This window comes from Tsuneonella mangrovi (assembly GCF_002269345.1).
Taxonomy (GTDB): Bacteria; Pseudomonadota; Alphaproteobacteria; order Sphingomonadales; family Sphingomonadaceae; genus Tsuneonella; species Tsuneonella mangrovi.
Genome location: NZ_CP022889.1, coordinates 2,058,023 through 2,071,887, shown reverse-complemented (window position 1 = coordinate 2,071,887; position 13,865 = coordinate 2,058,023). Strand labels below are relative to the sequence as shown.

Here is a 13,865-nt window from a genome sequence, read left to right as displayed (position 1 = left end):
CACACGTTTAGGGAGATATTCCTGTCATGAGCGAACAGATCATCGTTTCCGCCGCCGCCCTGATCGCCGTCGCGATCGTGGCCTTCGTGGCGCTGCGGGGCTGGCAAGGCTGGCTGTCACTGAAGGAGCACGAGCTTGAACGCGGTGGCACCGTTCACCGTACACCTGCCGAGCCGGACGGCGGCAACGCGATGGGTGCCGCGCGGATCGAGATTTCCGATCTCAAGGAGCGCATCCGCAAGCTCGAAGCGATCGCCAGCGGGGTGGACCTGTGAGCCATTCGGTCCGGGTTACCGAAGCCGGGATCGGTTTCGGCAGCGCACTCGCCATCGCGATTTCGTGGAGCCTGCACAAATCGATCATCTGGGCGATGATCCAGGGATTCTTCGGGTGGTTCTACGTGATCTACTACGTCCTCACCCGCCCGGGCGGGATCGCGGGCTGAGCATTCGCCCTTTCGTTTCCCGGCCTCGCGCCCTACCTCCCCCACCATGCGCACCCTTTCCGACATTGCCGAGGAATACGACTTCCTCGATGCCGACGAACGTTACCGCCTGCTGATCGAACTGGGGCGCGAGCTCGAGCCGATGCCCGCCGCGCTCAAGACCGACGCGACGCTGGTGCGCGGCTGTTCGGCGCTGGTGTGGGTCTATCCCACCGGCGATGCCGACAAGCTGCATTTCCTCGCCGACAGCAACGCCGCGATCACCAAGGGGATCGTCGCGTTGGTGGTCTCCGCAGTAGAAGGCCTGCCCGCAAGCGAGGTCGCCGCGATGGACGTGACCGCCGCACTCGAGCCGTTCGACCTCAAAAACCAGCTCAGTTCCAACCGGACGCAGGGCGTGCCCAACATGATCGCGCTTGTGAAGCAGCACGCGGCGCGCATCGCCAGCGGCTGACCCGTGCGGCACCTCTATTTCGGCCTCGGCCTGTTCATGGTCCTGCTCGGCGCGATCGGGGCTGTTCTGCCGATCATGCCGACAGTGCCGTTCCTGCTGCTGGCGGTCTATTTCTTCGCCCGCTCTAACCCCGAGTGGGAGCGCAAGATCCTCGACCATCCGACATGGGGCCCGCAGGTCCGCGACTGGACCGAACGTCGCGCGATCAGCCGCCGCGCCAAGACGATGGCGATCGGCGCGATGGCGACCGGGGCAGTAGTGACCTACGCGACGCTCGGCGAGCCGTGGTACTACATCTCGATCGCGATCCTGGTGATCGCCGGAACGTGGATCGCTACCCGCAACGAATAACACCCACGCATTCAGCCTGCGGCCGCCTCGAGCCGCTTGCGCGCTTCGCTTTCGCCGATCAGCGGCAAGAGTTCCTTCATGTCGGGGCCGTGGTCCATGCCCGTCAGCGCCTGGCGCAGCGGCAGGAACAGCGCCTTGCCCTTGCGGCCCGTCGCCTGCTTGAGCGCATTGGTCAGGGCGTGCCACGGATCGGCAGCGGCAAAGTCGAGCGCACCGGCGGCCTGCGCGAGGTAGGCCCGGTCATCATCCGACAGGTCGGGCACATCGACCGGGCCGGTCACCAGCCGCCACCATTCGGCAGCCTCACCGATATGCGACAGGTTCGGCCGGATCGCGTGCCACCCGGCCTCGTCGATCCCCTCGGGCAGCCTGTGCTGCACCGCGGCGAATTCGAGCTGGTGAACGATCGCCGCGTTGATCCGCTCCAAGTCGGCATCGTCGAAATGCGCCGGGGCGCGACCGAAAGTGGCAAGGTCGAAGGTATCGACCAGCGCCTGACGGTCGGAGATCGGTTCGACCGGCTGCGAAGTGCCCAGCCGCGCCAGCAGCGCAACCAGCGCCTGCGGCTCGATCCCGCGTTCGCGAAACGCGTCGCAGCCCAGCGAGCCGAGCCGCTTGGAGAGCTTGCCTTCGCTCCCGACCAGCAGCGCCTCGTGCGCGAAACGCGGCAAATGCTGCGCAATTTGCTGCGCCTCACCTAGTGCAGCATAAAGTGCGGTAAATATCTGTATTTGAACGGCAGTGTTGCTCACATGATCTTCGCCGCGCAGGACATCGGTCACGCCCAACTCGATATCGTCGACCGCGCTCGGAAGCATGTAGAGCCACGACCCGTCGGCCCGGCGGATCACCGGATCGGAGAGCTGCGCGGGATCGAATTTCTGCACCCCACGAACGCCATCGTCCCATTCGATCGGTTCATCGTGATCGAGCTTGAAGCGCCAGTGCGGCGCGATCCCCTGCGCTTCTTTCGCCGCCCGCTCTGCATCGCCGAGCTCGAGTGCGGCGCGGTCGTAGATCGGTGGCAGCCCGCGCCCCAGCGCAACCTTGCGCTTGAGCTCGAGTTCCTGCGCGGTCTCGTAGGCGGGATAGATCCGCCCGGCAGCCTGCAATGCCTCGAACGCCCGCTGGTAATGGTCGAGCCGCTCCGACTGGCGCTCCTCGCCATCGGGATCGAGCCCCAGCCACGCGAGGTCCGCACGGATCGCTTCGACGTATTCCTCACGGCTGCGTTCGGCATCGGTGTCGTCGATCCGCAGCAGGAACCGCCCGCCCGCTTTCTTTGCCAGCAGCCAGTTGTGCAGCGCGGTGCGGATATTGCCGACGTGCAAGCGCCCGGTCGGCGCAGGGGCGAAACGGGTCACGGTGGTCATCGGCTTACCTCGAACACGGCGTATTCGGCGCGCAAGTTGGCGCTCGCGGAGCCGATTTGGCGGTCACCAGCAAAGAACCACTCCTGCTCGACCGTCACACCCTTGGCACGCACGAGATCGCGGAAATCCTTGACCGTTACGTGGTGGATGTTCTGCGTCTCGTACCAGCTCACCGGGATGCTGCGCGTCACCGGCATCCGCCCACCGAACATCAGCGCCGCACGCGTGCGCCAATGCGCGAAGTTGGGGAACGAGACGAACGCCCGGCGTCCGACGCGCAGCAGTTCGTCGAGCATTCGGTCGGGCCGCGCTGCGGTCTGCAGCGTCTGGCTGAGGATCGCATAGTCGAACGCCTTGTCGGGATATTCGGCGAGGTCGCGGTCGGCATCGCCCTGCACCACGCTAAGGCCCTTGGCCACGCAGCGTTCGACCAGCACCGGATCAATCTCCATGCCGCGCGCGTCGCAGCCGCTGTCGGACCGCAGCACGTCCATCAGCTCGCCTTCGCCGCAGCCGACATCGAGCACCCGGCTTCCCGGAGCGACATGGCAAGCGATCACCGCAAGATCGGGGCGCAGCGCGGTCATTCGATGAATCCCTTGATCACGCGGTCGAGCGCGGGGACTTCGAGCAGGAAACTGTCATGCCCGAACGGCGCGCTCAGCTCGACAAAGCTCACCGCCGCGCCCGCTGCATTGAGCGCGTGAACCACGTGGCGGCTTTCCGCCGTGGGATAGAGCCAGTCGCTGTCGAAGCTGACCAAGCAGAACCGCGCGCTCGATCCGGTAAAGGCATCGGCCAGCCGCCCGCCGTGCTCTTCGGCCAGGTCGAAGTAATCCATCGCCCGGGTGATGTAGAGGTAGCTGTTGGCATCGAACCGCTGGGTGAACCCGCTGCCCTGATACCGCAGATAGCTTTCGACCTGGAAGTCGGCATCGAACCCGAAGCTCTTGGCCCCCTTCGATCCATCCGGGCGATCCTGCAGGTTGCGGCCAAACTTGTCGGTCAGTCCGTCCTCGGAAAGGTAAGTGATATGCGCGGCCATCCGGGCGACGGCCAACCCGGCGTCGGGCGCGGCATCGCTGCCGTAATAGTCGCCGCCCTGCCAGTTCGGATCGGCCATGATCGCTTGCCGCCCGAGCTCGTGGAACGCGATGTTCTGCGCCGAATGGCGGCTGGTCGAGGCGATCGCCAGCACCCGCTCGGCGCGCTGAGGCCAGTTCGCCGCAAGACTGAGCGCCTGCATCCCGCCCATTGATCCACCGACCACGGCGTGCAATCGCTCGATCCCGAGCACATCGAGCAACCCGACCAGCCCGCGCACCATGTCGCGGATCGTGATGACCGGGAAGCGCATCGCGTAAGGCTTACCGTCCGCTGCGTCGCTCGCCGGACCGGTCGAGCCCATGCAGCTGCCGATCACGTTCGCGCAGATCACCTGGTAGCGGCTCGTATCGATCGGCTTGCCCGGCCCCACCATGCGCTCCCACCAACCGGGCTTGCCAGTAATCGGATGCGGACTGGCGACATACTGGTCGCCGGTCAGCGCATGGCACAGAAGGATCGCATTGCCCTTGTCGGCCGCGAGCTCGCCGTAAGTCTCGTAAGCGATCTGCACGCCTTCGAGCACCTGCCCGCTGTCAAGCGGCAAGGGATCGGGGAGCGTGATCGCGTGCGAGGCAATGGTGGGCGCCATAGAGCGCGCCGCTTGGGGTCAACGCGCGCCCAAGTCAACAATCCTGCCACAACCCTGCCACTGGGCGGACAAAGGCAGAATTTGTTCGTTTTGCCGGCAACACGCGCTATGCGCCGCCCCACGATGGACGATAGCCCCGCCCCCAAGCCGTGGATCGAGAGCATCCATGCCTATGTCCCCGGCAAATCCGCCGGCGGTGACGGCAAGCCGCTGGTCAAGCTGTCGGCCAACGAAAACCCGCTAGGCTGCAGCCCGGCAGTGCTTGCGGCGTTGGGCAAAGTCGCTTCGCCCAACAACTACCCCGATCCCGACGCGAACGCCCTGCGCGCCGCGATCGGCGCGAAGCACGGGATCGACCCGGCGCGGATCGTGTGCGGCACCGGCTCGGGCGAACTTCTTCACTGCGCAGTGCAGGCTTATGCCGGGATCGGCGACGAAGTGCTGTTCTCGCGGTTTTCGTTCTCGCTCTACCCGCTGCTGGCGCACAAGGTCGGTGCGACCCCGGTAATGGGCGCTGACGACGACTATGCCGCATCGGTCGACAACCTGCTCGCCGCGGTGACCGAACGCACCAAGGTCGTGCTGCTCGACAATCCGAACAACCCGGTCGGCACCTGGCTTCCCGCCAGCGAAGTCGCGCGGCTCCACGCAGGTTTGCCGAGCGAGGTCCTGCTGGTGCTGGACCAGGCCTATGCGGAATTCCTGCCCGAGGGCGTCGACGACGGTGGTTTCGAGCTAGCCCAATGCCATGCCAACGTCGTCGTGATGCGGACCTTCTCCAAGGCCTATGGCATTGCCGGGGAGCGGGTCGGCTGGGCGACCGGTGCACCGCCGCTGGTTGACATGATCAACCGGTTGCGCGGTGCGTTCAACGTCACCAGCCACGGACAGGCCGCCGCGCTGGCCGCGATCGGCGATGCGGAATGGGTCGCCCATTGCCGCGCCGAAAACGCCGCTGCGCGCACCAACTTCGCCGCAGCGATGGATGCGCTTGGCAACCACGGCATCCGCATCCTGCCGAGCGAGACCAATTTCGTGCTGGTACTGTTCGAAGGCGCGCTGTCCGCCGAAGCGGCGATGGATGCGATCTTCGCAGCGGGTTACGCGGTACGCCACTTGCCGGGGCAGGACCTGCCGCACGCGTTGCGGATAACGATCGGGACGCGAGACGATATGGACGCCGTAGCAACCGCTATTCGCAAAGCAGCGGAGCAAGCCGGATGACCTTCGAACGCGTCGCCATCATCGGGCTGGGGCTGCTCGGCGGATCGGTCGGCCTTGCGGTGCGCGAGCACCTGCCCGGGGTCACCACCACCGGCTACGACGCCGATCCGGCCACGCGCGAGCGAGCCGCCGAGCGCGGTCTGGTCGGCACGGTGTGCGAAACCGGAGCGGAAGCAGTGGCGGATGCCGACCTGGTGATCTTCTGCGTGCCTGTCGGTGCGATTGGCGCGGCTGCACGCGAAGTGGCCGACGCAATCCCGGCAGGCGCAGTGATCAGCGACGTCGGCTCGTCGAAGGCCGCGGTGTCGCAGGCACTCTCCGAAGCGCTGCCGAGCAACGTCGTGATCCCCGCGCACCCGGTGGCCGGGACCGAGCGCAGCGGGCCCGATGCGGGCTTCTCATCGCTGTTCCACCATCGCTGGTGCATCCTGACCCCGCCGGACGGAGCCGACGCGGAAGCAGTGGCAAAGCTCTCCGCCTTCTGGGAAGCGCTCGGCGCGAAGGTCGAGACGATGGACGCCGCGCACCACGACCTGGTGCTGGCCGTCACCAGCCATATCCCGCATCTCATTGCCTACACCATCGTCGGCACCGCTTCCGACCTCGAGGATGTTACTCGCAGCGAAGTGATCAAGTATTCGGCCGGCGGTTTCCGCGACTTCACCCGCATCGCCGCAAGCGACCCGACGATGTGGCGCGACGTGTTCCTGACCAACCGCGAAGCGGTGCTCGAAATGCTCGGGCGCTTCACCGAGGACCTGACCGCGCTCCAGCGCGCGATCCGGCGCGAAGACGGGCAGGCGCTGTTCGACCTGTTCACGCGCACCCGCGCGATCCGCCGCTCGATCATCGAACAGGGGCAGGACGATGCCCGCCCCGACTTTGGGCGCAGCGATCACTGATCAGCTTGGCGCGTTGATCGCTGCGAGCACCCGCGCCTCGATCTCTTCGCGCGGCAATCCCGGCGGGATCGGCTCTCCGAAGCGATAGGTCAGCGTGCCGCTGCGTTTCCACCTTCGGTGATAGAGCGGGCCGCTATCGACCGATACCGGGATCACCGGCAGCTTCAACATCTTGTAGAGTCCGGCAAAGCCCGATTGCAGCGGGGCATGCGTGCCGTGCGGCACCCGGGTTCCTTCCGGAAAAATCGCCAGCGGACGGCCTTCGCCCGTCAGGCGCGCGGCAGCCGCCAGCATCTTGCGCAAGGTACTTGCCCCACGCCTGCGCGCCACCGGCACCAGCCCGTAGATCTTGCCGAGCGGGCCCCAAACGGGAATCCGGAACAGCTCCTCCTTGGCGAATACGCCCGGCTGGTCGAGCAATGCCGAGAGGTCGATCGCCTCGAAGAAGCTTTCGTGCTTGATCGCGTAGATCACCGAGCCCTCGATCGGCCGGGGATCGCCTTCGATTGCCACCGAAATGCCGAGGAGCCTGCGCGCGCATGTCCGGTGAAATAGCGACCACCGGCGCACCGCTGCCCGGAACCGCTGGTGACCGAACGCTAGTTCCAACAGGGCTGCCAGTATGTAGAACACAGAGCCGACGTAAAATACCAAATAGAACAATAGGCTACGCAAAACCGTCATCGCATCCACCGGTTTACAGGTGCAGCAACCGCGCCAGCCAGCTGGCCAGCAGCTTGTTGTATTCGAGGAACAGGTTTCGCAGCGACGGCGTGGTCGTCACTGCATCCTGAAACATCGTTACGCCGTGCGGCAGGGCCGCGGACAGCTCCCCCGCGGCGCGCCGCATATGCCAGTCGGCGGTCACTAGCCGGACCCGACGATAGCCGTGATGCGCGATCCATGCCGCCGCTTCGTTGGCGTTGCTGCGGGTATCGACCGCCTCGAACCCGAGCGTCACGCAGCACTTCATCAGGTGCGCCGGGACATGGTATTGCGCAGCGAATTCGCCCCGAGTGACTTCGCGGTCGACCCCGGTCACCAGCATCGCTTTCGCCCGCTTGTGTTCGAGCACGTCGAGCCCACGCTCGATCCGCCCGGCCGAACCGGTGGGAACGATGATCGCATCGGTCGTGGTGCCCGCGAGCGGCTGTGGTAGTGACAGCGCGAAAACGACGAAGCCGATCATCCAGGCGGCCAGCACAGCGGCGATCAGGCGAATCATTAGAGCATCTTCCTGAGCGCAGTCAGCACCGTGATCCGCGCAGTAACCATTGCAATGGCCACGCCAGCAAGCGGGATCGCGGCGATCGCGAGCCAGTCGAGCGTTCCCAGTCCGCCACCTGCCACGAGCCCAGAATCGAGCGCCGAAAAGCGGCTCCCCAGCACCCAGATCGCGACCAGGCCCAGCGCGAGCCCGACCGTACCGCCCGCTGCGGCATCGAATCCCACCGAGCGCTGGAATATCCGCGCGATCTGCCCGTCGGTCCCGCCGAGCAGGTGGACGATCTCGATCGTTTCGCGATTGTTGCCGAGCGCGCTCCGCGCCGCGAGCCACACCGCCGCCGCGCTCGCCAACGCCAGCAAGGCAATCAACGCGATCGCGAGCCATTGCAACGCAGCAATCGCCGAGAATACCGGGCCGAGCCATTCGGACTGGGCATCGACGCGGGCCTGCGGCGCTGCGCTTGCCAGTGCGGAGCGTAGCCGGTCGAGCGTTGCCACATCGGCCGGACCGCGCAGCTGCACATCGATCAGCGCCGGGACCGGCACCGCCTCGTCGCCGCTCGTCCCGCTGCCGAGCCATGGTTCAAGCAGCTTGTCGAGCTCGCCCTGCGGCACTCTCCGAAGGCCGGCGACATCGGGCAGCTCGGCCAGCGCCTGCTCCGCGCGGTCAGCCTGACGCGCCTTTTCCGTCGGTTGGGCGGCGAGGATCTGTACCGTCGCAGCGCCCGCAAGCTGGCCTTGCGCAACACCGGCGATGTTGCTCAGCGCAAGACTGCCCGCTGCCGCGACGACGGTCAGCGCGACCATGATCGCGATCACCCACGGCATCGGACCAGCAAGCCGCGTTTGCGGCACCAGGGCCGCTGCGCGTTCGCCGCCGAAACGGGTGAGGCCGCGCGCAGTGGTGCGCTTGACCGCGGGTGGCTGGTCGACGCTCATGGCAGCATCCCGGCACGTGGTTCGCGCCGCGGGGGGTAGCGCAGCGCGCCCGTGGGATCGCTCAAACGCCCCTTGTCGAGCCGCATGATCAGCGAATCGGACACCTTGCGCAGCAGGTGGACATCGTGCGTCGCGACCACAACGGTCGTGCCCAGCCGGTTGAGCGCTTCGAACAGTCGCAGCAGCTTGAGCGCCATGTCGGGGTCGACGTTGCCTGTCGGCTCGTCGGCCACCAGCATGTCGGGCCGCCCGATCACCGCACGAGCGATAGCCACGCGCTGCTGCTCGCCGCCCGAAAGCGTCGCCGGCTTGGCTTCGGTGCGGTGCGAAAGGCCGACCCACTCGAGCATGTCGGCCACCGGTTTGGCGAGATCGGCCTCGCGCACGCCCGAAACTCTCAGCGGCAAGGCGACGTTGTCGAACGCGGAGAGGTGCGGGACCAGCCGGAAGTTCTGGAACACCACGCCGAGCCGGCGACGGAATGCCGGCAAGCGGTCGCGCGGGAGTGTGATCGTGTCGGTCCCGAACAGGCGAATCACTCCGCGCGACTGGCGCTGGGCGAGGTAGAGCAGCTTGAGCAGCGAGGTCTTGCCCGCACCGCTCGCCCCGGTGAGGAAGTAGAAGCTGCCCGGATGCAGCGTGAAGGAAACGTCGCTGAGCACTTCGCGATCGGTGCCGTAGCGCAGCCCGACATTGTCGAACGTGACGATATCCTGCGGCCCCTCGGTCATCGCGGGTCCAGTTCGGGCCGGCCTGTTAACAGGGGAAAATTCGGAGCGCACGCCATCGGTTGCGAGGCTATAGCGGCCCTTCGATGTGGAAAAAAGCCACCTGCGACACGTGTCTGCAACTGCCTGCTATTGTTGTGCGCAAGAGGTATCCCTAAGAATCAGTCTGGATGATTATAGCCTGCCCCGCCTGCGCGACCCGCTATGTCGTGCCGGATACCGCCATCGGGATCGAAGGGCGGACGGTTCGCTGTGCCAAGTGCCGGACCAGTTGGTTCCAGGAAGGACCCCAACTTGCAGCCGAGCCAGCGGCGGCACCTCCGACGGCATCTGCGGCGGCTCCGGATCAGGCCCCGGAGGCACAAAGCGCCGAAACCGAAGCCGAAACGGCTGTCACAGAGCGCGAACCGGAACCGCAGTCCGATGCCGGGTCGGATGCCGAGACCGATCCCGCCGAGAAACCGGCAACCGGATTTTCGGTCCGGTCGGACGAACCCCACGTCGAAAGCCGGTCGGAGCCGCCCGAGGAAGAGGTCGCGCCTCCCCCTCCCGAGTTCGCCGCACCGGCAACCCCGACTGTGGTCGAAGCTTCCACCGCGCCCGACCCTGATGCATACGCCGAGGCGGAAGAGGTCTCGCAATTCGATTACGAGCCACCGTTCCGGCGGCGGCGCAACGCGCTCAAGCTTTGGACCGCAGCAGCGGCGGTATTCGCGGTCTGCGCGATCGGCACCGTCGGTGCGGTCAGTTACTGGGGGCTGCCCGACTGGGTGCCGGTGAGCCGCCCGACTTTTGCCATGGGCAAACCCGACCTGGTGCTCGATTTCCCCGCCAGCAAGCAGGAACGGCGCGTGTTGCCCAACGGCACCGAGTTTTTCGGCGCGAGCGGCACAGTCAAGAATATCGGCCGCACGACGGTCAGCGTCCCTTCGATCCTGATCGTGCTGCGTGATGCCCGCGACCGGATCGTCTACAGCTGGGAAGTCCCCCCACCCAAGAAGTCGCTCGCGCCGGGCGAATCGGTCGCGATCAACGAAGCGGTGACCGACATTCCCAAGTCCGCCAAGTTCGCCGAGATCGGCTGGAAGCCCAGCTGACCGCGGACAGGGCGGCGCGCGGTTACGCGCCGAGCAATTCCGATACCGGCACGTAGTCGTAGCCCAGCTCGTCGGCGACCGCCTTGTAGGTCACGTTGCCGGCATGAACGTTGAGTCCGGCAGCAAGGTGCGGGTTCTGCCGCATCGCTTCCTTCCAGCCGAGTCGCGCAATGGTGAGCGCGTGCGGCAGGGTCACGTTGTTGAGCGCATAGGTGCTCGTGCGGGCGACCGCGCCGGGCATATTGGCCACGCAGTAATGAACGATCCCGTCGACGATGTAGGTCGGATCGGAATGGGTCGTCGCATGGCTGGTTTCGAAACACCCGCCCTGGTCGATCGCGACGTCGACCAGCACCGCGCCGGGACGCATGTCCTTCAACATGTCGCGCGTCACCAGCTTGGGAGCGGCCGCACCGGGAACCAGTACCGCGCCGATCACAAGATCGGCTTCGCACACCGCCTCGTGGAGGTTGGCCTTGTTCGAAAAGCGCGTCTTGGCGCGGCTTTCGAAGTGGATCCCCAAACGCTCGAGCACTTCGGGGTCGCGGTCGAGAATCGTGGTGTCAGCGCCCAGCCCCACGGCCATCTGCGCCGCGTTGAAGCCGACCACGCCGCCGCCGATTACCACGACCTTGCCCGGCAGCACGCCCGGAACGCCGCCCAGCAGAACGCCGCGCCCGCCATGCACTTTTTCGAGCGCGTTGGCACCGGCCTGGATGCTCATCCGCCCCGCAACCTGGCTCATCGGCTTGAGCAGCGGCAAGGTGCCGCCCGGACCAGTGACAGTCTCGTAAGCGATCGCGGTCACGCCCGACTTGACGAGATCGGCGGTCTGCGCCGGGTCGGGCGCGAGGTGAAGATAGGTATAGAGCACCTGGTCCTTGCGCAGCCGCGCGCGCTCGACCGCTTGCGGCTCCTTGACCTTCACGACCATTTCACACTCGGCGAAAATCGGCTCGGGCCCAGGCTTGATAACCGCGCCCGCCGCGACGTACTCGTCGTCATCGGCTCCGATGCCCAGCCCGGCACCGGTTTCCATCCATACTTCGTGGCCGTGGGCGACGAGTTCGCGCGCGCTTTCAGGGGTCAGCCCCACGCGAAATTCGTTGTCCTTGATTTCCTTCGGGCAGCCAATGCGCATCGGGCGATCTCCTTCTTGCGCGTCCCGTTACAATTGCAACCAACGTCGGGCAAGCACGATCCGAAAAACCCTGTTCGCACCCAGTCCGCTCGAACATGTGGATACCGTCATACAGGAGTCACATTAGGACCATACAGGCGGCGCGTCAGAGAAAACCTGATGTCATGAGGGACACTACTCCAATGTTGAAGAAGGTCAGTGGATCGGCGATCGCAATCGCCATCGCAGTTGGCTGGGCAATGCCCGCCCAGGCGCAGGACGCCACATCGGCTGAGGCTGAAATCGCCCAGATGCGGGCGCAGATGCAGGCGATGGCAGCGCGCATCGATGCGCTTCAGTCGCAGCTCGACGCCACGAAGTCGCAGGCGGACGCCGCGGCGACTGCGGCCAACCAGGCGGCCACCACCGCCGCTGCAGCCAACGAGACGGCTACCGCAGCCAAGGCCAGCAAGGCCGATCTCGGTTCGGCCAGCTGGGCTGCAGACACCAAGATCTCGGGCCGCATGTATTTCAACATGAGCACGATCAGCGCCGACGATGCCGCCGGCAACAACGTCCAGAAGGGCGGCGGCTTCGAGTTCAAGCGTTTCTATGTCGGCATCGACCACAAGTTCAACGACGTGCTGTCGGGCAACATCACCACCGACGTGACTTCGGCCAACGGCTCGGGCGCGCAACTCTACGTCAAGAAGGCCTACCTCCGCGCCAACTTCAGCAAGGCGCTGGACGTCCGCCTCGGTGCGACCGACATGCCGTGGATCCCTTATGTCGAGGGAATCTATGGCCACCGCTACATCGAGAACACGCTGACCGACCTCGACAAGTTCGGCACTTCGTCGGACTGGGGCGTTCACGTGCAAGGCAAGCTGGCCGACGGGCTCGTCAACTACCAGGTCTCGGCGACCAATGGCGCCGGCTACAAGACCATCAAGATGACCAAGTCGATCGACCTCGAAGGCCGCCTGGCGCTGAGCTATCACGGCTTCAACGCAGCGATTGGCGGTCATACCGGCAAGCTCGGCAAGGATGATGGCACGACCACCAACCTGAAGACCGCCAACCGCTTCGACGCGCTGCTGGCCTACAAGGGCAAGGTTTCCGCAGTTCCGTTCACGATCGGCGGCGAATACTTCCACGCCACCAACTGGAACAACGTGACCGGCGCGATTTCGCCGACGATGGACATCTCCTCGGAAGGCTACTCGATCTTCGCGTCGATCCAGCCAGTCGACAAGTGGGGCGTGTTCGGTCGCTACGACTGGGTGAAGCCGAACAAGGAGCTCGCTCCGCTGCAGGTCAACCACTACTTCAACGTCGGCGTCGAATACAGCCCGGCGAAGATCGTCGACATCGCGCTGGTCTACAAGCGTGACAGCGGCGACGACGGCATCGCCATCGGCCACCTTGGCTCCGGCCAGGCGACCCGCGACGAGTTCGGCATCTACAGCCGCTTCCGCTGGTAATACACCGCAATCGGCGCCGGCCCTTCAGCCAAGGACCGGACTGCTATTCAGGCCCCCCGTCGGCAGCAATGCCGGCGGGGGTCTTGCCATGTGTCGCTTGCCAGCCAGACCGCCGCGCCCCACATGGCTGCAAAACAGGAGGCCAATCGACCCATGCAGTTCACCATGAACGAGCTCGACCACGCAACCCGTTACAAGCTGCTGGTCAACACCGTGCATCCGCGCCCGATCGCGTGGGTGACGACGATCGACGATCAGGGGCGAGTGAATGCCGCGCCCTATTCGTTCTTCAACGCGATGGGCGGAACCCCGCCGCTACTGGCGATCGGTATTGGCTCGGACACGATCCGCAAGGGTGAGCGCGAGAAAGATTCGCTGCGCAACATCCGCGCGGCAGGCGAGTTCACGGTCTCGCTGGTATCGCATGCGCAGGCGCGCGCGATGGTCGATACCGCTGCTGCCGCGCCGTCCGGGGAAGACGAGCTGGCGGCCGCGGGCCTGTCGACCACGCCTTCTTCGCTGGTTGCCCCGCCACTGATCGCCGATGCCCCTGTCGGCTACGAATGCCGCCTGTGGCAATACATCGAAACCCATCCAGGCGGCGGGATCGTGCTCGGCGAAGTCCTCGCTACCCATATCGACGACCGGTTCGTTGGCGACGAAGACGGCAAGCTGCGGATCGATGCCCCGGCAATGGACCTCGTCGGGCGCGCGCACGGCAGCGGGTGGTACTGGCGCGGCTCGGACCAGCTCAAACTCGACCGGGTCGACTGGCCGCTGCCCGAGCGGTCGTAGGGGAACTAAAACGAAAAAGCCCGGCCGACC

At 65.7% G+C, this 13,865-nt stretch carries 17 protein-coding genes; 9 read left to right on the top strand and 8 right to left on the bottom strand.

From position 1 onward, the window contains the following. Positions 1–26 precede the first annotated feature (26 nt). From CJO11_RS10085 to CJO11_RS10075, 4 genes are read left to right on the top strand one after another with little or no spacing between them, the layout of a single operon-like run. Positions 27–275 carry a hypothetical protein gene (locus tag CJO11_RS10085; protein WP_095012597.1) on the top strand — a complete coding sequence of 83 codons (249 nt, stop codon included), beginning with the start codon at positions 27–29 and terminating at the stop codon, positions 273–275. Then, the gene (locus CJO11_RS13295) at positions 272–445 is read left to right on the top strand and encodes a hypothetical protein (RefSeq protein WP_169829179.1); all 174 of its coding nucleotides are present in this window, start codon (positions 272–274) and stop codon (positions 443–445) included. The genes CJO11_RS10085 and CJO11_RS13295 overlap by 4 nt, the downstream gene beginning before the upstream one ends. A 46-nt stretch (positions 446–491) precedes the next feature. Further along, on the top strand, positions 492–899 hold the full coding sequence (locus CJO11_RS10080; RefSeq protein ID WP_095012596.1) for a SufE family protein: 408 nt from the start codon (positions 492–494) through the stop codon (positions 897–899). 3 nt (positions 900–902) lie between these two features. Continuing rightward, complete coding sequence (locus tag CJO11_RS10075) at positions 903–1,250, top strand: YbaN family protein (protein WP_095012595.1); 348 nt, start codon at positions 903–905, stop codon at positions 1,248–1,250. Positions 1,251–1,261: 11 nt separating this feature from the next. On the opposite strand, the gene CJO11_RS10070 is transcribed toward CJO11_RS10075, so the two are convergent. Genes CJO11_RS10070 through metX form a run of 3 tightly spaced genes read right to left on the bottom strand, consistent with a single transcriptional unit; the run spans position 1,262 to position 4,319 of the window. Then, positions 1,262–2,623, bottom strand: coding sequence for a glutamate--tRNA ligase (locus tag CJO11_RS10070; RefSeq protein ID WP_095012594.1), 1,362 nt, complete (start codon positions 2,621–2,623; stop codon positions 1,262–1,264). Continuing rightward, a complete protein-coding gene (gene metW / locus CJO11_RS10065; RefSeq protein ID WP_095012593.1) occupies positions 2,620–3,210 on the bottom strand; it encodes a methionine biosynthesis protein MetW in 591 nt (196 codons plus the stop codon). The genes CJO11_RS10070 and metW overlap by 4 nt, the downstream gene beginning before the upstream one ends. Beyond that, complete coding sequence (gene metX, locus CJO11_RS10060; protein ID WP_095012592.1) at positions 3,207–4,319, bottom strand: homoserine O-acetyltransferase MetX; 1,113 nt, start codon at positions 4,317–4,319, stop codon at positions 3,207–3,209. The genes metW and metX overlap by 4 nt, the downstream gene beginning before the upstream one ends. A 108-nt stretch (positions 4,320–4,427) precedes the next feature. Between metX and CJO11_RS10055 the strand changes: the two genes are divergently transcribed. Both CJO11_RS10055 and CJO11_RS10050 read left to right on the top strand, forming a co-directional pair. Next, a complete protein-coding gene (locus CJO11_RS10055; protein ID WP_240504435.1) occupies positions 4,428–5,543 on the top strand; it encodes a pyridoxal phosphate-dependent aminotransferase in 1,116 nt (371 codons plus the stop codon). Next, positions 5,540–6,445 carry a prephenate/arogenate dehydrogenase family protein gene (locus tag CJO11_RS10050; protein ID WP_095012590.1) on the top strand — a complete coding sequence of 302 codons (906 nt, stop codon included), beginning with the start codon at positions 5,540–5,542 and terminating at the stop codon, positions 6,443–6,445. Before CJO11_RS10055 ends, CJO11_RS10050 begins: the two co-directional genes overlap by 4 nt. On the opposite strand, the gene CJO11_RS10045 is transcribed toward CJO11_RS10050, so the two are convergent. From CJO11_RS10045 to ftsE, 4 genes are all read right to left on the bottom strand, one after another. Continuing rightward, entirely contained in the window at positions 6,446–6,958 is a 513-nt protein-coding gene (locus tag CJO11_RS10045; protein WP_338064634.1) for a lysophospholipid acyltransferase family protein, read from the bottom strand. A 184-nt stretch (positions 6,959–7,142) separates the two neighbouring features. Then, positions 7,143–7,670: a YdcF family protein gene (locus tag CJO11_RS10040; protein ID WP_095012589.1), complete on the bottom strand. Its 528-nt coding sequence runs from the start codon at positions 7,668–7,670 to the stop codon at positions 7,143–7,145. Next, entirely contained in the window at positions 7,670–8,611 is a 942-nt protein-coding gene (locus tag CJO11_RS10035) for a cell division protein FtsX (RefSeq protein ID WP_095012588.1), read from the bottom strand. Before CJO11_RS10035 ends, CJO11_RS10040 begins: the two co-directional genes overlap by 1 nt. Beyond that, positions 8,608–9,342, bottom strand: a complete 735-nt coding sequence (gene ftsE, locus CJO11_RS10030; RefSeq protein WP_095012587.1) for a cell division ATP-binding protein FtsE — start codon at positions 9,340–9,342, stop codon at positions 8,608–8,610. The genes CJO11_RS10035 and ftsE overlap by 4 nt, the downstream gene beginning before the upstream one ends. A 167-nt stretch (positions 9,343–9,509) precedes the next feature. Here ftsE and CJO11_RS10025 point away from each other — a divergent pair, with 167 nt between their 5' ends. After that, positions 9,510–10,436: an MJ0042-type zinc finger domain-containing protein gene (locus tag CJO11_RS10025; protein ID WP_095012586.1), complete on the top strand. Its 927-nt coding sequence runs from the start codon at positions 9,510–9,512 to the stop codon at positions 10,434–10,436. Between the two features lie 22 nt (positions 10,437–10,458). Here the strand turns inward: CJO11_RS10025 and ald are convergent, their stop codons facing one another. Then, positions 10,459–11,577, bottom strand: a complete 1,119-nt coding sequence (ald, locus tag CJO11_RS10020) for an alanine dehydrogenase (RefSeq protein ID WP_095012585.1) — start codon at positions 11,575–11,577, stop codon at positions 10,459–10,461. A 182-nt stretch (positions 11,578–11,759) separates the two neighbouring features. Between ald and CJO11_RS10015 the strand changes: the two genes are divergently transcribed. Continuing rightward, positions 11,760–13,040, top strand: coding sequence for a hypothetical protein (locus CJO11_RS10015; protein ID WP_095012584.1), 1,281 nt, complete (start codon positions 11,760–11,762; stop codon positions 13,038–13,040). Positions 13,041–13,163: 123 nt separating this feature from the next. Next, a complete protein-coding gene (locus CJO11_RS10010) occupies positions 13,164–13,835 on the top strand; it encodes a flavin reductase family protein (RefSeq protein WP_205651059.1) in 672 nt (223 codons plus the stop codon). The last annotated feature ends 30 nt before the right edge of the window (positions 13,836–13,865 follow it).

Excerpts from the sequence above, each read along its gene's own strand:
- CJO11_RS10085 (WP_095012597.1), top strand. The coding sequence starts at position 27 with ATGAGCGAACAGATCATCGTTTCCGCCGCCGCCCTGATCGCCGTCGCG.
- CJO11_RS10080 (WP_095012596.1), top strand. The coding sequence starts at position 492 with ATGCGCACCCTTTCCGACATTGCCGAGGAATACGACTTCCTCGATGCC.
- CJO11_RS10070 (WP_095012594.1), bottom strand. The coding sequence starts at position 2,623 with ATGACCACCGTGACCCGTTTCGCCCCTGCGCCGACCGGGCGCTTGCAC.
- metW (WP_095012593.1), bottom strand. The coding sequence starts at position 3,210 with ATGACCGCGCTGCGCCCCGATCTTGCGGTGATCGCTTGCCATGTCGCT.
- metX (WP_095012592.1), bottom strand. The coding sequence starts at position 4,319 with ATGGCGCCCACCATTGCCTCGCACGCGATCACGCTCCCCGATCCCTTG.
- CJO11_RS10055 (WP_240504435.1), top strand. The coding sequence starts at position 4,428 with ATGCGCCGCCCCACGATGGACGATAGCCCCGCCCCCAAGCCGTGGATC.
- CJO11_RS10050 (WP_095012590.1), top strand. The coding sequence starts at position 5,540 with ATGACCTTCGAACGCGTCGCCATCATCGGGCTGGGGCTGCTCGGCGGA.
- CJO11_RS10040 (WP_095012589.1), bottom strand. The coding sequence starts at position 7,670 with ATGATTCGCCTGATCGCCGCTGTGCTGGCCGCCTGGATGATCGGCTTC.
- CJO11_RS10035 (WP_095012588.1), bottom strand. The coding sequence starts at position 8,611 with ATGAGCGTCGACCAGCCACCCGCGGTCAAGCGCACCACTGCGCGCGGC.
- ftsE (WP_095012587.1), bottom strand. The coding sequence starts at position 9,342 with ATGACCGAGGGGCCGCAGGATATCGTCACGTTCGACAATGTCGGGCTG.
- CJO11_RS10025 (WP_095012586.1), top strand. The coding sequence starts at position 9,510 with ATGATTATAGCCTGCCCCGCCTGCGCGACCCGCTATGTCGTGCCGGAT.
- ald (WP_095012585.1), bottom strand. The coding sequence starts at position 11,577 with ATGCGCATTGGCTGCCCGAAGGAAATCAAGGACAACGAATTTCGCGTG.
- CJO11_RS10015 (WP_095012584.1), top strand. The coding sequence starts at position 11,760 with ATGTTGAAGAAGGTCAGTGGATCGGCGATCGCAATCGCCATCGCAGTT.
- CJO11_RS10010 (WP_205651059.1), top strand. The coding sequence starts at position 13,164 with ATGGCTGCAAAACAGGAGGCCAATCGACCCATGCAGTTCACCATGAAC.